At 69.5% G+C, this 14,876-nt stretch carries 17 protein-coding genes, 1 tRNA gene and 1 pseudogene; 4 read left to right on the forward strand and 15 right to left on the reverse strand.

The window, feature by feature from the left end; genetic code table 11:
• Window positions 1-40: 40 nt before the first annotated feature.
• Window positions 41-750: pseudogene (locus tag ACFWDI_RS15600) on the forward strand (MFS transporter); the annotation flags it as partial.
• A gap of 71 nt (window positions 751-821) precedes the next feature.
• Window positions 822-1,589: a TetR/AcrR family transcriptional regulator gene (locus tag ACFWDI_RS15605; protein ID WP_385304290.1), complete on the forward strand. Its 768-nt coding sequence runs from the start codon at window positions 822-824 to the stop codon at window positions 1,587-1,589.
• A gap of 538 nt (window positions 1,590-2,127) precedes the next feature.
• Here the strand turns inward: ACFWDI_RS15605 and ACFWDI_RS15610 are convergent.
• From ACFWDI_RS15610 to ACFWDI_RS15625, 4 genes are all read right to left on the reverse strand, one after another.
• Window positions 2,128-2,598: a PPOX class F420-dependent oxidoreductase gene (locus ACFWDI_RS15610; protein ID WP_385304292.1), complete on the reverse strand. Its 471-nt coding sequence runs from the start codon at window positions 2,596-2,598 to the stop codon at window positions 2,128-2,130.
• 17 nt (window positions 2,599-2,615) lie between these two features.
• Window positions 2,616-3,434, reverse strand: a complete 819-nt coding sequence (locus ACFWDI_RS15615; RefSeq protein WP_385304423.1) for a YceI family protein — start codon at window positions 3,432-3,434, stop codon at window positions 2,616-2,618.
• Window positions 3,435-3,600: 166 nt separating this feature from the next.
• Entirely contained in the window at window positions 3,601-6,042 is a 2,442-nt protein-coding gene (locus ACFWDI_RS15620; RefSeq protein WP_385304295.1) for an MFS transporter, read from the reverse strand.
• A 31-nt stretch (window positions 6,043-6,073) separates the two neighbouring features.
• Window positions 6,074-6,568 carry a MarR family winged helix-turn-helix transcriptional regulator gene (locus tag ACFWDI_RS15625; RefSeq protein ID WP_385304297.1) on the reverse strand — a complete coding sequence of 165 codons (495 nt, stop codon included), beginning with the start codon at window positions 6,566-6,568 and terminating at the stop codon, window positions 6,074-6,076.
• Between the two features lie 199 nt (window positions 6,569-6,767).
• Here ACFWDI_RS15625 and ACFWDI_RS15630 point away from each other — a divergent pair, with 199 nt between their 5' ends.
• On the forward strand, window positions 6,768-6,986 hold the full coding sequence (locus tag ACFWDI_RS15630; protein ID WP_385304299.1) for a hypothetical protein: 219 nt from the start codon (window positions 6,768-6,770) through the stop codon (window positions 6,984-6,986).
• A gap of 28 nt (window positions 6,987-7,014) precedes the next feature.
• Here ACFWDI_RS15630 and ACFWDI_RS15635 read toward each other — a convergent pair whose 3' ends face one another.
• The 9 genes from ACFWDI_RS15635 to ACFWDI_RS15675 all read right to left on the reverse strand — a co-directional run bounded on the left by ACFWDI_RS15635 (window position 7,015) and on the right by ACFWDI_RS15675 (window position 12,971).
• Window positions 7,015-7,824, reverse strand: a complete 810-nt coding sequence (locus ACFWDI_RS15635; RefSeq protein ID WP_385304300.1) for a hypothetical protein — start codon at window positions 7,822-7,824, stop codon at window positions 7,015-7,017.
• A gap of 61 nt (window positions 7,825-7,885) precedes the next feature.
• The gene (locus ACFWDI_RS15640; protein ID WP_385304301.1) at window positions 7,886-8,740 is read right to left on the reverse strand and encodes an RNA polymerase sigma factor SigF; all 855 of its coding nucleotides are present in this window, start codon (window positions 8,738-8,740) and stop codon (window positions 7,886-7,888) included.
• Window positions 8,741-8,975: 235 nt separating this feature from the next.
• The gene (locus ACFWDI_RS15645) at window positions 8,976-9,818 is read right to left on the reverse strand and encodes an RNA polymerase sigma factor SigF (RefSeq protein ID WP_385304303.1); all 843 of its coding nucleotides are present in this window, start codon (window positions 9,816-9,818) and stop codon (window positions 8,976-8,978) included.
• Window positions 9,819-9,995: 177 nt separating this feature from the next.
• Window positions 9,996-10,289, reverse strand: a complete 294-nt coding sequence (locus ACFWDI_RS15650; RefSeq protein WP_385304305.1) for a Dabb family protein — start codon at window positions 10,287-10,289, stop codon at window positions 9,996-9,998.
• A 9-nt stretch (window positions 10,290-10,298) separates the two neighbouring features.
• Window positions 10,299-10,463 (reverse strand): hypothetical protein, encoded by a 165-nt coding sequence (locus tag ACFWDI_RS15655; protein ID WP_385304306.1) that lies wholly within the window; start codon window positions 10,461-10,463, stop codon window positions 10,299-10,301.
• A gap of 1,007 nt (window positions 10,464-11,470) precedes the next feature.
• Window positions 11,471-11,555 (reverse strand) — tRNA-Ser (locus ACFWDI_RS15660).
• Between the two features lie 58 nt (window positions 11,556-11,613).
• A complete protein-coding gene (gene tadA, locus ACFWDI_RS15665; protein ID WP_327328396.1) occupies window positions 11,614-12,042 on the reverse strand; it encodes a tRNA adenosine(34) deaminase TadA in 429 nt (142 codons plus the stop codon).
• A gap of 62 nt (window positions 12,043-12,104) precedes the next feature.
• Complete coding sequence (locus tag ACFWDI_RS15670; RefSeq protein WP_327324638.1) at window positions 12,105-12,644, reverse strand: hypothetical protein; 540 nt, start codon at window positions 12,642-12,644, stop codon at window positions 12,105-12,107.
• A 141-nt stretch (window positions 12,645-12,785) separates the two neighbouring features.
• The gene (locus ACFWDI_RS15675) at window positions 12,786-12,971 is read right to left on the reverse strand and encodes a hypothetical protein (protein ID WP_327324637.1); all 186 of its coding nucleotides are present in this window, start codon (window positions 12,969-12,971) and stop codon (window positions 12,786-12,788) included.
• 116 nt (window positions 12,972-13,087) lie between these two features.
• Here ACFWDI_RS15675 and upp point away from each other — a divergent pair, with 116 nt between their 5' ends.
• Window positions 13,088-13,723: a uracil phosphoribosyltransferase gene (upp, locus tag ACFWDI_RS15680; RefSeq protein WP_385304309.1), complete on the forward strand. Its 636-nt coding sequence runs from the start codon at window positions 13,088-13,090 to the stop codon at window positions 13,721-13,723.
• A 22-nt stretch (window positions 13,724-13,745) separates the two neighbouring features.
• Here upp and ACFWDI_RS15685 read toward each other — a convergent pair whose 3' ends face one another.
• Together ACFWDI_RS15685 and ACFWDI_RS15690 are read right to left on the reverse strand one after the other, a co-directional pair.
• Window positions 13,746-14,345 carry a LytR C-terminal domain-containing protein gene (locus ACFWDI_RS15685; protein ID WP_385304426.1) on the reverse strand — a complete coding sequence of 200 codons (600 nt, stop codon included), beginning with the start codon at window positions 14,343-14,345 and terminating at the stop codon, window positions 13,746-13,748.
• Window positions 14,346-14,487: 142 nt separating this feature from the next.
• The gene (locus tag ACFWDI_RS15690) at window positions 14,488-14,784 is read right to left on the reverse strand and encodes a type II toxin-antitoxin system VapB family antitoxin (protein ID WP_003955420.1); all 297 of its coding nucleotides are present in this window, start codon (window positions 14,782-14,784) and stop codon (window positions 14,488-14,490) included.
• Window positions 14,785-14,876 lie beyond the last annotated feature (92 nt).

Below are 14,876 nucleotides of genomic sequence, written 5' to 3' on the forward strand. Positions count from 1 at the left end.
CGAGAAGCGAACTCGTACGCCGTACAAGGAGCTGTATGACGGCAACTTCCGCAACCAGCGCTTCATCGGCGCGGTCGCGGGCGCGATCCTCGTCGCTTTCGGCATGGGAGGTTCGCTCTTTCTGCTGACCCAGCATCTGCAGTTCGTACTGGGTTACGGGCCGCTGGACGCGGGTCTGCGTACGGCTCTCCGCTCGCGCTGACCGTCATCGCCCTCAACCTCACGGGTGCCGGGGCGCGGCTGCTGCCGAAGCTCGGCACTCCGGGCAGCATCGCCGCCGGGATGACTCTGGTGGCAGCCGGCCTCGCCGCGATCGCGGTGCTCGGCGGCGACGGCTACGGCGGGATGCTGCTCGGGCTGATCGTGATGGGTGCGGGTGTCGCGCTCTCCATGCCGGCGATGGCCAACGCGATCATGAGCGCGATTCCGCCGGAGAAGGCGGGTGTGGGGGCGGGTGTGAACGGCACCCTCGCCGAGTTCGGCAACGGCCTCGGCGTCGCCGTTCTGGGCGCCGTACTGAACTCCCGCTTCACCGCTCTGGTGCCGACGGTGGTGGGCGCGGCCTCGCTGCCCGCGGCGCTCGCCGCGGCCGACGGTCCCGCGGAACGTGGCCGCATCTCCGACGCGTTCGCCTCGGGCCTTCAGACGAGCCAGCTGGTCGGCGCGGTGGCGGTGCTGGCCGGCGGTCTGCTGGCGGCGATGCTGCTGAGGCGGGCGGAGCGGGCAGACTCACCCAAGGCAGCGGCATAGCATCGGGAGCGGGCGGACCGGCCCGTTCCGGCTCGTCCGCCCCGGCCGGGAAGAACCGAGGAGGATGCGCGATGGTGAGTGCGGCCGACCGCGCGAAGGGTCACGCGCGGACCAGTGTGTGGCTCGACGGCAAGGCGACCCCCAAACGGAGGACCGAGCAGCCCGCCGGCCTCGACCGCGACAAGATCATCGCCGCTACGGTCCGGCTCCTCGACTCGGAGGGCCTTGCGAAGTTCTCGATGCGGCGGCTGGCCGCGGAGCTGAACGTCACCGCGATGTCGGTCTACTGGTACGTGGACACCAAGGACGATCTGCTGGAGCTGGCGCTCGACCGGGTCATGGGAGAGCTCCCGCTTCCGCCGGCGGACGAGCCGGGCGCGAACTGGCGCGACCAGCTGCGCCGGCTTGCGTGCGGCTACCGGTCACTGCTGGTCGCCCACCCCTGGGTGTCGCCGCTCATCGGTGAGTACCTCAACATCGGACCGCGCTCGATGGCCTTCTCCACGACGGTCCAGCGGGTGATACGCAACACGGGTCTGCCGCTGCACGGCCAGACCGGCGCCCTTTCGGCGGTGTTCCAGTTCGTGTACGGCTTCGGCACGGTGGAGGGCCGCTTCGCGCAGCGCTGCGCGACGGCGGGGATCAGCCAGGACGACTACTTCCACCAGGTCATGGGCGCGATCGGGCAGCAGCCGGGTTTGCAGGAGGCGTTCGAGGAGTCGGCTGAACTGATGAAGGCGAGGGGCGGGGACACGGTGGAGGAGATGAGGGAGCGGGACTTCGGGTTTGCGCTGGACTTGCTGGTAGCCGGCATCGAAGCGATGGTTGCTCGCGCGTAGGGGGGCGGGTTCTTGTTGCCCGGGCCCGGGGTCGTCCGGTCTTGTCGGGTGCGGGTTGCCTCCGGCGGGGTGCGGGGTCTTGTTGCCCGGGCCCGGGGTCGTCCGGTCTTGTGGGGTGCGGGCTCCGGTGCCCCTCCGGGCTCGACTCCTCGGGGTCGGCGGCGTACAGGCTCTTGGTGCGTGACCCCGGTTTTGCCGCCAATCCCCTGTGGGGACGACCCTGCACGGCCCCTCCCCACGTGTACGGAACGAGACCGCTCGCCGGGGGCTCAGGCGGTTCGCCGCAGGACGACACGGGTGCGGCCCGCCGCGGGGGGTTCAGCGGTTCGCCGGTGGAAACCACCCACGAAGAGCAACCGCCAACGCCCCCGGCCCACGCTCACCACATGACCGAGCAACTGAGCAACGCGGCGCAGCCGCTGGAGTTTCAGGGGTGTGGGGGCGTCAGCCCCCACGTACCACCTTCCCCCCGGCAGGGGGTCTGGGGGCGCAGCCCCCAGTTTCGGGAAGGGGCGGGACAGGGGAACACCCTCCGGCCTCAGCTCCCGCTGAGCCTCGCTGGGAAGCCGCCCTTCGCAATCGGTCCCCACCGCTCCGGCGTCACCCGGATGATCGACTTGCCCTGCTTCACCATCGCGGCGCGATACTCGTCCCAGTCCGGGTGCTCGCCCGAGATGTTCCGGAAGTACTCCACCAGAGGCTCCACCGACTCCGGGGAGTCGATCACCTCCGCCGTGCCGTCGATCTGGACCCACGGCCCGTCCCAGTCGTCCGACAGGACGATCACGCTCACCCGCGGATTCCGCTTCGCGTTCCGCGTCTTCGCGCGTTCCGGGTAGGTCGAGACCACGATCCGGCCCGAGTCGTCGACCCCGCAGGTCAGCGGGGATCCCTGTGGGGCGCCGTCCGAGGCGCGGGTGGTCAGCAGGATCGCCCGGTGCCTGGGGCGTACGAACTCCAGCAACTGATCGAGCACCACCTGGGTGTTGGTGGCGATGTTGGGTGCCATGCGCCGCAGCCTAATCCTCAGGCCGTCGGAAGCGACTCGCCCTGGACCGCCTGGATCGCGAGTTCCACCTTCAGCGTCGTTCCGATCGCCGAGATGCCCGCCTGCACCACCTGGTTGTAGTTCATCGCGAAGTCCTCGCGGTGCAGCTCCGTGGTCGCGCGGAAGGCCGCCCGCACCCCGCCCCACGGGTCCGGTCCGGTGCCCAAGTACGCCAGGTCCAGGTCGACTTCGCGTGCGACGCCGTGCAGCGAGAGTTGGCCGTGCACCGTCCAGCGGTCCGTGCCCGCCGGGATCAGGCCGTGGCTGCGGTACGTGATCTCGGGGTACCGCTCGACGTCCAGGAAGTCCGCGGAGCACAGGTGCTTGTCGCGCAGGCCGTTGCCCGTGTCGATGGACGCCGCCTGGATGACCGCCTCCACGCGGGACTGTGACAGGTCGGGCGCGATGGTGATGCGGCCGCCGAACTCCGTGAAGCGCCCGTTCACGCTGGAGATCCCCAGATGCTGCGCCGCCGCGCCCACCGACGAGTGCGCCGGGTCCACCGACCACGCGCCGGGCGGCGGGAGTTCCACGCCGCCCTGGCGGGCCAGTACCACCGTGCCGACCTCGGCCCGGCCGCTCGCCGTGACCAGCGCGGTCGAGGCGGCCGGGGCGTACCCGAGCGCCGTCACGATCACCGTGTACGGGCCCGGGGCCAGGGGATCCGCGGAGGTCACCGCGCCGTCCCCGTCCGCCGTCGCCCGCAGTACCTGCGCGCCGGTCATGTCGGTCACGGTCACGACCGCGTGCTGGACCGCCCAGCCGTCCCGCGTCCTCACCTGTGCGCGAAGTCCCATGCCGCTCATCCCGTTTTCTCTCCTTGCCGCACGTGCGCAGAAAATGATCGGGCCCCGGGCGGGGGCGGCAGGCCGTCCCCTGCCCGCCGTCCCCGCCTTCGGGGCCCGTTTCCACCGGCCGGCCGCTCGCCTCCGCTACAGAGCGAGCGCCCGGCCGGGGGCTCAGCTACTCGCCGGGGTGGGCGAGTTCGATGTCGTGGCCGTCGACCCCGCGACCGGCCACCGTCAGCGCGCCGGCCACCGGCGGGTACCCGGTCGCGATGACCGTGTACTCCCCCGCGTCCAGGTCGGCGAAGGCGTACGCCCCGTCGTCCCCGGTCGTCGCGGTGGCGACCACATTCCCCGCGGCGTTCACCAGGGTCACCCGGGCGTCGGCCAGCGGACGCCGGCCGGCTCCGCCGCGGACGGCGCCCTGGACCAGGGCTCCGGCCTGCAGGGCCGCCTCGATACGGGTCACGCCCTGGCCGCCGATGTCCACCGGCAGCGCCAGCGGCCGGTAGCCGGCGGCGTTCACCGCGACGGTCACCGAGCCGGGCACCAGCTCACCGAAGGCGAACTCGCCCTGCTCCGCGCTCTTCCCGGTGGCCAGCACATCGCCGCGCACATCGGTGACGATCACCATCGCGCCCTCGATCGGCGCACCGCCCTCGGCGGCCCGCACGGTCCCGGTCAGGCCGCTCGTGCCGGAGAGGAGGATGTCGTGGACCAGCGTCTCGTCGCCGACGACCACCGTGGACGCCTGCGGCTGGAAGCCGTCGGCGGAGGCGATCAGTACGTACGAACCGGCGCCCGGAGCATCCAGCGCATAGCTTCCGTCCGGCTGGGAGACCGCGCGGCCGAGCTGCCGTCCGGTCGGCGAGATCAGCGTGACCGCTGCCTGAGGCACCGGCACGCCCTCGTTTCCGCGCACCACACCACATACCGCCGTGCCGCCCGCAGTGGGGACGGGAAGGGTCTCGACGACCTGGACGGGAGCGTCCACAGCCTCGGGAGCCGCGACGGTCTCCGCCGTGTCCGCCGTCTCCGGCGCCGCGTGGCTCTTCAGCGCGACTTCCTTGATGAACAGCGTCACCAGGAAGGCGAGCAGCGCGAACGGCGCCGAGTAGAGGAAGACGTCGGCCACACCGTGCCCGTACGCGGTCTCCACCACCGTGCGGATCGGGCCCGGCAGCTTGTCCAGGTCGGGGATGCCGCCGCCCGTGCCGCCGTGGCCCATCGCAGCGCCCTGTGGGCCGAGCTCGGTGAGCCCGTCCTTGACGTAGCGCGTGACCCGGTTGGCCATGACCGCGCCCAGCGCCGAGACACCGATCGCACCGCCCAGGGACCGGAAGAAGGTGACGACCGAGCTGGCCGAGCCGAGGTCCGCCGGGGCCACCTGGTTCTGCGTGCAGAGCACCAGGTTCTGCATCATCATGCCGAGGCCGAGACCCAGGACGGCCATGAAGGCCGCGATGCGCCAGTACTCGGTGTCGTACCGCATGGTGCCGAGCAGTCCGAGGCCCGCCGTCGCCAGCACACCGCCGCTGACCAGCCACGCCTTCCAGCGGCCCGTCTTGGTGATGATCTGGCCGGAGACGGTCGACGAGATGAACAGGCCGCCGATCATCGGGATCGTCATGACGCCGGACATCGTCGGCGACTTGTCGCGCGCCAGCTGGAAGTACTGGCTGAAGAAGACGGTGCCCGCGAACATCGCGACACCGACGAAGAGTGAGGCCAGCGACGCCAGCGTGATGGTGCGGTTGCGGAACAGCCGCAGCGGGATGATCGGCTCGCTCGCCTTCGCCTCCACCAGGAGGAAGAGCGCGCCGAGCGCGACCGAGCCGCCGACCATGGCGTATGTCTGCCAGGAGATCCAGTCGTACTTGTCGCCGGCGAAGGTCACCCAGACCAGCAGCAGCGAGACCGCCGCGCTGATGAGGAAGGCGCCCGACCAGTCGACCTTGACCTGGCGCTTCACGACCGGGAGCTTCAGGGTCTTCTGCAGAACGATCAGCGCGATGATCGCGAACGGCACGCCGACGTAGAAGCACCAGCGCCAGCCGAGCCACTCGGTGTCGGTGATGACGCCGCCGATCAGCGGGCCGCCGACGGTGGCGACGGCGAAGGTCGCGCCGAGGTAGCCGCTGTAGCGGCCGCGCTCGCGCGGGGCGATCATCGCGGCCATCACGATCTGCGCGAGGGCGGTGAGACCGCCGACGCCGATGCCCTGGACCACACGGCAGGCGATCAGCATGCCCGCGCTCTGCGAGAGTCCGGCGACCACCGATCCCAGGACATAGATAACGAGGGCTATCTGGACCAGCAGCTTCTTGGAGAAGAGGTCCGAGAGCTTGCCCCAGAGCGGGGTGGTCGCGGTCATCGCCAGCAGCGAGGCCGTCACCACCCAGGTGTACGCGCTCTGGCCGCCGTCGAGGTCGGTGATGATCTCCGGCAGGGCGTTGGAGACGATCGTCGACGACAGGATGGCGACGAACATGCCGAGCAGCAGCCCGGACAACGCCTCCATGATCTGCCGGTGTGTCATCGGCGCGCCGCCGTCGGAGGCGTGGCCGCCTCCGTGCTTGGCGTGGCCGCCCCGCACACCGGTTGGTGTGGTCGTAGCCATTTTCATCCTTTTCTTGCGTCTTTACGTCGAGTCACGCGGGTGTGCGGGTCGTCGTGCTGCCGTGCTGTTGCTGTTGTCGTTCGTCGGGATGGCGCGCCCGGCAGTCTCCGAAGGAGTCGCGCAGGCGGGCGAGCATCTCGATGAGCTGTCCGACGTCGTGGTCGGACCAGTCCTTGAGGTTGCGGGCGAACATGTCCGTGGTTCGTTCGGCGAGTTCGCCGAGCATGTTCTGGCCCGCGGGGGTCAGCCGCAGGATGCGGGAGCGTTTGTCGCCCGGGTCGGGGAGCCGTTCGATCCAGCCGCGCTCGGCGGCGTGGGCGACATGGCGGCTGGTCACCGACATGTCGACGGCGAGGAGCTCGGCGAGCCGGCTCATCCGCATCTCACCGTGCCGATCGAGCAGGGTCAGGACGGCGGCGGAGCCGGACGGGCACTCGGCGGGCAGTATCCGCGTGAGGCCGCGTTTCACGGCTCCGATGGCGCTGAGCTGGCGGGCCAGTTCCGCGTACTGACTGTGTGCGGCCATGGCAGTCCGCCCCTCCCACATCTTGTTGCTTAGGGCAACCATAGAAGCTGTTGGTTGCTGCAGGCAAACTAAAAGCGGGGTTGCGGCAGTAAAGGAACCTCAAAGGCTTTGCATGGGTCCGGTCATGGCTCGCCGGGGGAGGTATGCGCTACCGGCCCGGGGTTGGGCGCGGCAGGAGGGTTCGCTAGGGTCCTGCCCCATGGCACACAACCCCCATGCTCCCCAAGGTCAGGGCCCCGAGGGCAACTACGACCCCGCGGGCAGCACCCAGATGTTCCGCGCCTTCGTCGATGACGGCGCTCCGCGGGGCCGGCAGGCCGCGCCCGCCGCGCAGTCCTCCTCGCGGGTCGGGCTGATCGTCGGCGTCATCGCGGCCGTCGTGATCCTCGGCGTGGTGGCCTGGCTCGCCCTCGGCTAGGGCGTGCCCTGGCCCGCCTCGGGTCGGCTCACTTCCCTACGGCGGTGACGTCCTGGGTCTCGATATGCATGCCCAGCGGCACCCGCCAGGCGTCCACGCACACGGTGTACGCCTGCTTTCTCACCGCTCCCGCGGCGATCGGCGCGGGCAGCGGCTGAGCCGACTCGATGGTCGCCCAGTCGATCCCGAGCGCGCCGATGATGTGCGTCGCGAAGGTGACGGTGCCCGAAGCCACCGGTGAGCCGCCGGTGTTGCGGAACTCCACGGTCACCTTCTCGCACCAGCGCACCTCCAGGGCTGCGCGAACCGGGACGCCGAGGCTGAGCGCGGCGGGTCCTGGGGGCGTGGGAGTGGGCTTCGGCGGGGTGGTGCCGGGCGGGGGCGGGGTGGCGGGTCCACCGCCGCTCGTACCGCCGGAATCTCCCGCGCCGCCGGCGCTGCCGCCGGAACCTGCCGCGCCGCCGGTGCTGCCGCCGGAACCTGCCGCGCCGCCGGTGCTGCCGCTCGCGCTGCCGGTGCCTTCGCTCGTACGTCCCGTACCGCCGCTGTCCGGTACGGCGGGCAGCTCCTGCCCGCCTGGCGCCGTCCCCGTCCCGCCGGGCTTCCCGGGCCTGCCCGGTGTCGTGCCTTCCGCATCACCGGACGGCGTGGCACCGTCCAGCGGCACCAGCACGACCTTGCCCTTCGGCGGCACGGCGGCCGTGGGCGCCTCATCGGGCCCGGATCCGGCGGCGCCGACCGCCACATAGCCGTCGCCGCCGCCGCTCCCGCACGCGGTCAGCGCCCCGCCGAGGCAGAGCGCGACCGCTGCGAGAGCTGCTCCATGACGTCGTCGCATCGCGTCAGTGTGTCTGACGCACCGTCAATAAGGAACCCTGTCCGCGGGCTTCGGTCCGGGGTCAGTCGGCGATCAGGCCTTCCCGCAGCTGCGCGAGCGTACGGGTCAGCAGCCGCGAGACATGCATCTGCGAGATGCCGACCTCCTCGCCGATCTGCGACTGGGTCATATTGGCGAAGAACCGCAGCATGATGATCTGCCGTTCGCGGGGCGGGAGTTTGGCGAGCAGGGGCTTGAGGGACTCGCGGTACTCGACGCCCTCCAGCGCCGTGTCCTCGTACCCCAGCCGGTCGGCGAGCGAGCCCTCGCCGCCGTCGTCCTCGAGCGAGGGCGAGTCCAGCGAGGAGGCGGTGTAGGCGTTGCCGACGGCGAGACCGTCGACCACGTCCTCCTCCGACACCCCGAGCACCGCTGCGAGTTCGGGAACGGTCGGGGAGCGGTCGAGCTTCTGGGCCAGCTCGTCGCTGGCCTTGGTGAGCGCGAGCCGCAGCTCCTGGAGCCGGCGCGGCACCCGCACCGACCACGAGGTGTCGCGGAAGAAGCGCTTGATCTCGCCGACGACCGTCGGCATCGCGAACGTCGGGAATTCCACGCCCCGTTCGCAGTCGAACCGGTCGATCGCCTTGATCAGGCCGATCGTGCCGACCTGGACAATGTCCTCCATCGGCTCGTTGCGGGAGCGGAACCGCGCCGCGGCGTACCGCACGAGGGGCAGATTGAGCTCGATGAGGGTGTCGCGCACATAGGTGCGCTCCGGGGTGTCGCCCGTTCCCTCGGAGTCCAGCGCGCGCAGCCGCAGGAACAGGGAGCGGGACAGAGTGCGCGTGTCGATGGCTTCCGAGCTGTCAGGCACGACAGGTGCGGGTGCGCTCTTCGTGAGCGTGAGCACCTTCGAGCTGCCCTGTTCTACGGACATGCCACCCCCTTGAGGTCGCGGACGGTCGCGGCGGCCACGACCATCGGAGGAACGCAGCCTCCACCTGAATACCGGAGGCGGGGCTGCGGCAAACGCGGTTCCCGCAGAATGTCACATGTCGGCAACACGCTGTAGTGACATGTCGACATGTATCGGGTGAATTTGCGCAGGAAGCAGAGGGTGTGCGGCATTTGGGCAGCCCAAAGCTGCCCCTGAAACGGTCTACCCGTTTCAGCTACGCCTCGATCCTGTTTGCGGATCTGAGTCGGGCAAAGCTTCGGGCAAGCAGCCTTGACACATGCATCTGCGAAACGCCCAGCTCCTGGCTGATCTGTGACTGCGTCAGATTGTTGTAGTAGCGGAGCATGAGGATCCGCTGTTCCCGCTCGGGCAGTTGTACGAGCAGATGGCGAACCAGGTCGCGGTGTTCGACGCCGGCCAGCGCCGGGTCCTCGTAACCGAGCCGGTCGAGCAGCCCCGGCAGCCCGTCGCCCTCCTGGGCCGCCTCGAGGGAGGTCGCATGGTACGAGCGCCCGGCCTCGATGCAGGCCAGCACCTCGTCCTCGCCGATCTTCAGCCGCTCGGCGATCTCGGCCGTCGTCGGGGTGCGCCCATGAGCCGTCGTCAGATCCTCGGTGGCGCCGTTGACCTGCACCCACAGCTCGTGCAGCCGCCGGGGCACATGGACGGTCCGTACGTTGTCGCGGAAGTACCGCTTGATCTCGCCGACCACGGTGGGCATCGCGAACGTCGGGAACTGCACACCGCGGTCCGGGTCGAAGCGGTCGATGGCGTTGATGAGCCCGATCGTGCCGACCTGGACGACGTCCTCCATCGGCTCGTTGCGGGAGCGGAACCGCGCGGCGGCGTAGCGCACAAGCGGCAGATTCGCCTCGATCAGCGCCCCACGCACCCGGGAGTGTTCCGGAGTGCCCGGCTTCAGCTCCTTGAGCTGGCCGAAGAGCACCTGGGTCAGGGCCCGGGTGTCCGCGCCCCGGCTCTGGGGTTTTCCGGGGGCCGGGGTGTCGTCGGGCCGCTCGTTCTGGGGTGGCACCTGAGGCGCAGTACTGGCCGACACGGTCACGCCACCCCTTTGCGGTCAACTACGGTCAACTCATCCGTCAAAAGCGGTCATAGCATCACAAGACATGTCCACTGTGTGCAAGCACCCGAAAACGCCGTGTTGAAGGCAAGTTGAGGGCTAAACTCGAAAGGCCCCCCGCCGGACAGGCGAGGGGCTGGGGAAACCGGGGGCTCAGAACTCGTAGTCGGCGATCACCCACGTGGCGAACTCGCGCCACTGTCCGGCGGCAGCCTGATGGGCCGGATGCCCGATGTACCGCGCCAGCGCCTCGCGGTCGGACACCGCGGAGTTGATGGCGAAGTCATAGGCGATCGGCCGGTCGGTGATGTTCCAGGCGCACTCCCAGAACTCCAGCTCGGGCACGACCCCGTCGAGCGCCTGGAAGGCCTTCACGCCGGCGGCCACCCGCGGCTCGTCGCGATCGACGCCCTCATTGAGCTTGAAGAGGACAAGATGGCGGATCAAGGGGCACTCCTAATTGACGAGCTCTGTCATGAATCGTCCGACGCCCTGTGCGGCGCTCGAAATGCCCTCGAAGCCTATCTGGACCATGTCGGCAGCCCTGTCCGGGGAGGTGATGATCGTGTACAGCACGAAGACAACGACAACGTAGAGAGCGATCTTCTTCGTTTGCACCATCAGCCCCTGCCTCCCCTGCGATGCCTGTGGTCCCTGCAGCCTCTGCGGTCCCTGCTGTCCCCCGGTCGCGCAGTCGCGTGAGTCTAACCGAGCCCTTGTGGACCAAGGTCCCGGGTGTCGAGGCCCTTTGCCGACACTGACTGCGGCTGGGCCCGGCGAGGTCTGTTCGTGCTGGTAAAGCCGAAAGTTGTGCGCTGGACCGTTTCTTTCCGATCATCGTGCGGACGCGATGAAGATGCCGGTGGGTGGACCCCGGCGAGGTTTGAGTCGAATGCTCCGAATTGCTGATCATCTGGTGAGTTCCGGCCGAGCGTGACGACCTGTCGACTGTGTACGGGTCAGGCTCCGCCTTGGGTTCGAACGTGAAGTCCTCAAGGACAAGGAGCAAGTGCATGACTCCTGACAACAGGACAGCGTCCCCGCTGGGACCTCTGCCCCCTTGAGGCAAGGGGATGGCCGGCGGCGCGCTCGCCTCGATTGCGCTGGTCCTGGCGGCCGGGGTGGTCAGTCCGGTCGCGGCCACGGCTCAGAGCGTGGCTGACGGCGTGAGCGTGTCCAGCAGTGAGGGCAGCAGAGGCGACAAGTGCAGGGACGGGTCGCCGGGCGCTCAGGGTCCCACCGGTCCGACTGGCCCTGCCGGTACGACGATCACGCGCGAGGTGGTTGCCGTCGGCCCCATTGTCGTTCCTGCCGGTGCGGCTGGCTTGCGGACCCCGGAATGTCCTGAGGGACTGGAGCCTGTATCGGGGGGTGCAAGGTCCGACACTGCCGTCACGACGATCGCTCAGTCGTACCCCGACGAGACACTCAAGGGTTGGTCGACCAACGTGCGTAACGGCTCCACCGACCAGAATCCCGAAGTGACCTGGTTCTCCGTCTGCGAAACGATTGCGTAAGCGTCGGCGCTTGCGATGGTTCGACTCAGTGAAGAGAGCGCGGGCGCGCCGCAAGTCAGACGCAGACAGACGAAGGGCCCGGCTCGTGGAGCCGGACCCTTCGTCCATCTGCGGTAGCGGAGGGATTTGAACCCTCGGTGACTTGCGCCACACTCGCTTTCGAGGCGAGCTCCTTCGGCCGCTCGGACACGCTACCGGGAGAGAGCTTAGCCCAAGGTGGGCCGTGCTCTGAAATCCGCCCGGGATCCCGTCGTTCACCGGTCCCGGAAGAAGCCCGTCAGCTGTTCGGCGCATTCGGCCTCCAGCACTCCGAGGATGACTTCGGGCCGGTGGTTGAGCCTCCGGTCCCGTACGACGTCCCAGAGTGAACCGGCCGCGCCCGCCTTCTCGTCCCGTGCGCCGTAGACCACCCGGTCCACCCGGGACTGCACGATCGCGCCCGCGCACATCGTGCACGGCTCCAGCGTGACGACAAGCGTGCAGCCGGTCAGCCGCCACTCTCCCAAATGCGCGGCGGCCCGGCGGATCGCCAGCACCTCGGCGTGCGCCGTCGGGTCGCCCGTCGCCTCACGCTCGTTGTGACCGGTGGCGAGGACCGTGCCGTCCGCGGACAGCACGACAGCGCCGACCGGCACATCGCCGGAGAGCGCCGCGCGTTCCGCCGCTGCCAGGGCAAGGCGCATCGGCGCCTCCCACGGCTCGCGTACGGGATCGGGCGGTACGCCACCGGAAGCCGGTCCTGTCACTAGCGGACGGTCTCCAGTACCTCGGCGGCGCCCAGTGCGTCCGCGATCTCCAGCAGCGCGTCCGTGTCCAGCGCCAGCAGCTCCTTCTCCGACAGTCCCAGGTCCATAAGGATGTCGCGGTCGCCGACCGGTCCCGCCGGCACAAACTCGCCGGCCGGTCCGGACTCGCCGTCCGCCTCCTCCTCGTCGTCCTCTTCCGGCTCTCCGTCTTCGGTGCCGTCGAGGTCCAGCGTGTCGAGATCGTCGGCGGGGTCGTCATCGTCCCCGCCGAGCAGTTCCTTGGTGAGGATCTCCCCGTACGAGGAGCGTGCGGCCGCGGCCGCGTCCGAGACGTAGATACGAGGATCCTCCTCGCCCTCCACGCGGACGACACCGAACCAGGCGTCCTCCTGCTCGATGAAGACGAGCACCGTGTCCTCGTCCACCGAGGCATCACGGGCCAGGTCGGTCAGATCCGACAGGGTCTCCACATCGTCGAGCTCTGTGTCGCTCGCTTGCCACCCGTCTTGAGTGCGCGCGAGCAGTGCGGCGAAGTACACCGTGACTCTCCCACTGATCAGAGGTGTGACGACCGGCGGCGCTGTGCTTTGTGCCCCGCCCACTCGGAATCGTGGCAGAAACGAGCCCGTTGCGAGAGGTCTTCCGTCGTTGCGTCGGCCATCAGTTCTTACGAGGAGGGGCTACCAGCGAAAGGTCCGCATGCGCATTTGCTGGCGCATCCGGGCCGCTCGGGCCCTTCTGGGCTGGACTCGCTCACGCAGTGCCTTGGCCTCGTTGAGTTCGCGGAGGAACTGGGCGCGTCGCCGCCTGCGCTGCGCTTCAGTCTCGGGTTCTATGTCGTGCTGCTCCTGCTCAGGCTCCTGCATCGGCCACACCACCCCACGGCTTGGTCCGTATTCCCCCTGGGCCTTGCGGCCCGGGAGGGACCCCCTCCACCTTCCCTCCGGACCCTGGCTTGAAGCGAGCGGATACTGTTGTGCGCATGCGGATCCATGTCGTCGACCACCCGCTGGTGGCGCACAAACTCACCACGCTGCGCGACAAGCGCACCGACTCCCCGACCTTCCGGCGCCTCGCCGACGAGCTGGTCACCCTGCTCGCGTACGAGGCCACCAGGGACGTGCGCACCGAGCAGGTCGACATCGAGACCCCGGTGACCAGGACGACGGGCGTGAAGCTCTCGCACCCGCGCCCGCTGGTGGTGCCGATCCTGCGGGCCGGCCTGGGCATGCTCGACGGCATGGTGCGGCTGCTGCCGACCGCCGAAGTGGGCTTCCTCGGGATGATCCGCAATGAGGAGACCCTGGAGGCGTCGACGTACGCGACCCGGATGCCCGAGGATCTCTCGGGCCGCCAGGTGTACGTGCTCGACCCGATGCTGGCCACCGGCGGCACGCTGGTCGCGGCGATCCGGGAGCTGATCAAGCGCGGCGCGGACGATGTGACCGCGGTCGTGCTGCTCGCGGCGCCGGAGGGCGTCGAGGTGATGGAGCGCGAGCTGGCGGGCACGCCGGTCACCGTGGTCACCGCCTCGGTCGACGAGCGGCTCAACGACCACGGCTACATCGTGCCGGGCCTGGGCGACGCGGGCGACCGCATGTACGGGACCGTGGACTAGGAGCTGGGAGCCAGGTGGTTCCTCAGCACTTCCTGGAGGGCGCCGGAGCGGGATTGGCCAGGGTGGCCAGAGCCGCGTCGGCGTCCTTCTTCGTGTCCAGTGCCTTGAACGCCGTGCCGAGGATCAGGTCGACGTCCGCCGTTACGCGGGTGTCGGTCTTCAGCTGGCTGCCCCTCAGCTGGGTGCCGAGCACGCGGAAGGCGCCCTCGTACGCGTTGGGGGCGCCCAGCAGTATTGCGGTGCCCGGGACCTTCTTGTCGTACGCCGGAGAGGCGTTGCCCACCTTGCCGATGGCGAAGCCGCGCTTTTTCAGCTCGTCGGCCGCCGCCTTGGCGAGGCCGCCGCGCGGGGTCGCGTTGTAGACGTTCACCGTGATCTGGCCCGGCTTGGGCGCCGGGGGCACGGCGGACGACCTCGGCGCGGGCTTGCAGTCCGTCGTGCGGCCGCCCGCGGTTGTCTTCTTGCCGTCGCCCGCGAACACGTCGATGAGCTGCAGTGTTCCCCAGCCGGCCAGGCCGAGGGCGACCGCCGCGGCGATGGCCGCCGATACGATCCTGCGGCGGTTGCTGGGGCGTCGCATACGCGGGTACTTGTCGCCCGTGATGCGGTACTTTCCGCCCATGCCGGGGGGAGTGAGCATGCTCATGGGCGCAGCGTAGTGCGGGCTGGTGCCGATGCCTACTAGATGATCAATCGATTGCGTCCGTACGGTCCCGAAAGGGTCCGAAAGGCTCAGTCGGACTGGTCGCCGACCGGCCCCGGCCTCAGCCCAGCTCGAGCACGCGGGCGTGCAGTACCTGGCGCTGCTGCAGCGCGGCGCGCACGGCGCGGTGCAGGCCGTCCTCCAGATAGAGGTCGCCCTGCCACTTCACGACATGCGCGAAGAGGTCGCCGTAGAACGTGGAGTCCTCGGCAAGCAGCGTTTCCAGGTCCAGCTGGCCCTTGGTGGTCACGAGCTGATCGAGGCGGACCGGGCGCGGCGCGACATCCGCCCACTGCCGGGTGCTTTCCCGGCCGTGGTCGGGATACGGCCGCCCGTTACCGATGCGCTTGAAGATCACACGGAAAGCCTACCGGGCAAGCGGCGGTCGGCGCAGCCAGGCAGCGCCAGTGTAATGCTGGTCGAAGTGCCTCATATCGGGAATAGGGGGTC

This window comes from Streptomyces sp. NPDC060064, from assembly GCF_042736455.1.
Lineage (GTDB): Bacteria > Actinomycetota > Actinomycetes > Streptomycetales > Streptomycetaceae > Streptomyces.

What these genes read in the sequence shown, in the direction of transcription:
- ACFWDI_RS15605 (WP_385304290.1), top strand. Translation starts at nt 822, where the DNA reads ATGGTGAGTGCGGCCGACCGCGCGAAGGGTCACGCGCGGACCAGTGTG.
- ACFWDI_RS15610 (WP_385304292.1), bottom strand. Translation starts at nt 2,598, where the DNA reads ATGGCACCCAACATCGCCACCAACACCCAGGTGGTGCTCGATCAGTTG.
- ACFWDI_RS15615 (WP_385304423.1), bottom strand. Translation starts at nt 3,434, where the DNA reads ATGGGACTTCGCGCACAGGTGAGGACGCGGGACGGCTGGGCGGTCCAG.
- ACFWDI_RS15620 (WP_385304295.1), bottom strand. Translation starts at nt 6,042, where the DNA reads ATGGCTACGACCACACCAACCGGTGTGCGGGGCGGCCACGCCAAGCAC.
- ACFWDI_RS15625 (WP_385304297.1), bottom strand. Translation starts at nt 6,568, where the DNA reads ATGGCCGCACACAGTCAGTACGCGGAACTGGCCCGCCAGCTCAGCGCC.
- ACFWDI_RS15630 (WP_385304299.1), top strand. Translation starts at nt 6,768, where the DNA reads ATGGCACACAACCCCCATGCTCCCCAAGGTCAGGGCCCCGAGGGCAAC.
- ACFWDI_RS15635 (WP_385304300.1), bottom strand. Translation starts at nt 7,824, where the DNA reads ATGCGACGACGTCATGGAGCAGCTCTCGCAGCGGTCGCGCTCTGCCTC.
- ACFWDI_RS15640 (WP_385304301.1), bottom strand. Translation starts at nt 8,740, where the DNA reads ATGTCCGTAGAACAGGGCAGCTCGAAGGTGCTCACGCTCACGAAGAGC.
- ACFWDI_RS15655 (WP_385304306.1), bottom strand. Translation starts at nt 10,463, where the DNA reads ATGGTGCAAACGAAGAAGATCGCTCTCTACGTTGTCGTTGTCTTCGTG.
- tadA (WP_327328396.1), bottom strand. Translation starts at nt 12,042, where the DNA reads ATGCGCCTTGCCCTGGCAGCGGCGGAACGCGCGGCGCTCTCCGGCGAT.
- ACFWDI_RS15675 (WP_327324637.1), bottom strand. Translation starts at nt 12,971, where the DNA reads ATGCAGGAGCCTGAGCAGGAGCAGCACGACATAGAACCCGAGACTGAA.
- upp (WP_385304309.1), top strand. Translation starts at nt 13,088, where the DNA reads ATGCGGATCCATGTCGTCGACCACCCGCTGGTGGCGCACAAACTCACC.
- ACFWDI_RS15685 (WP_385304426.1), bottom strand. Translation starts at nt 14,345, where the DNA reads ATGGGCGGAAAGTACCGCATCACGGGCGACAAGTACCCGCGTATGCGA.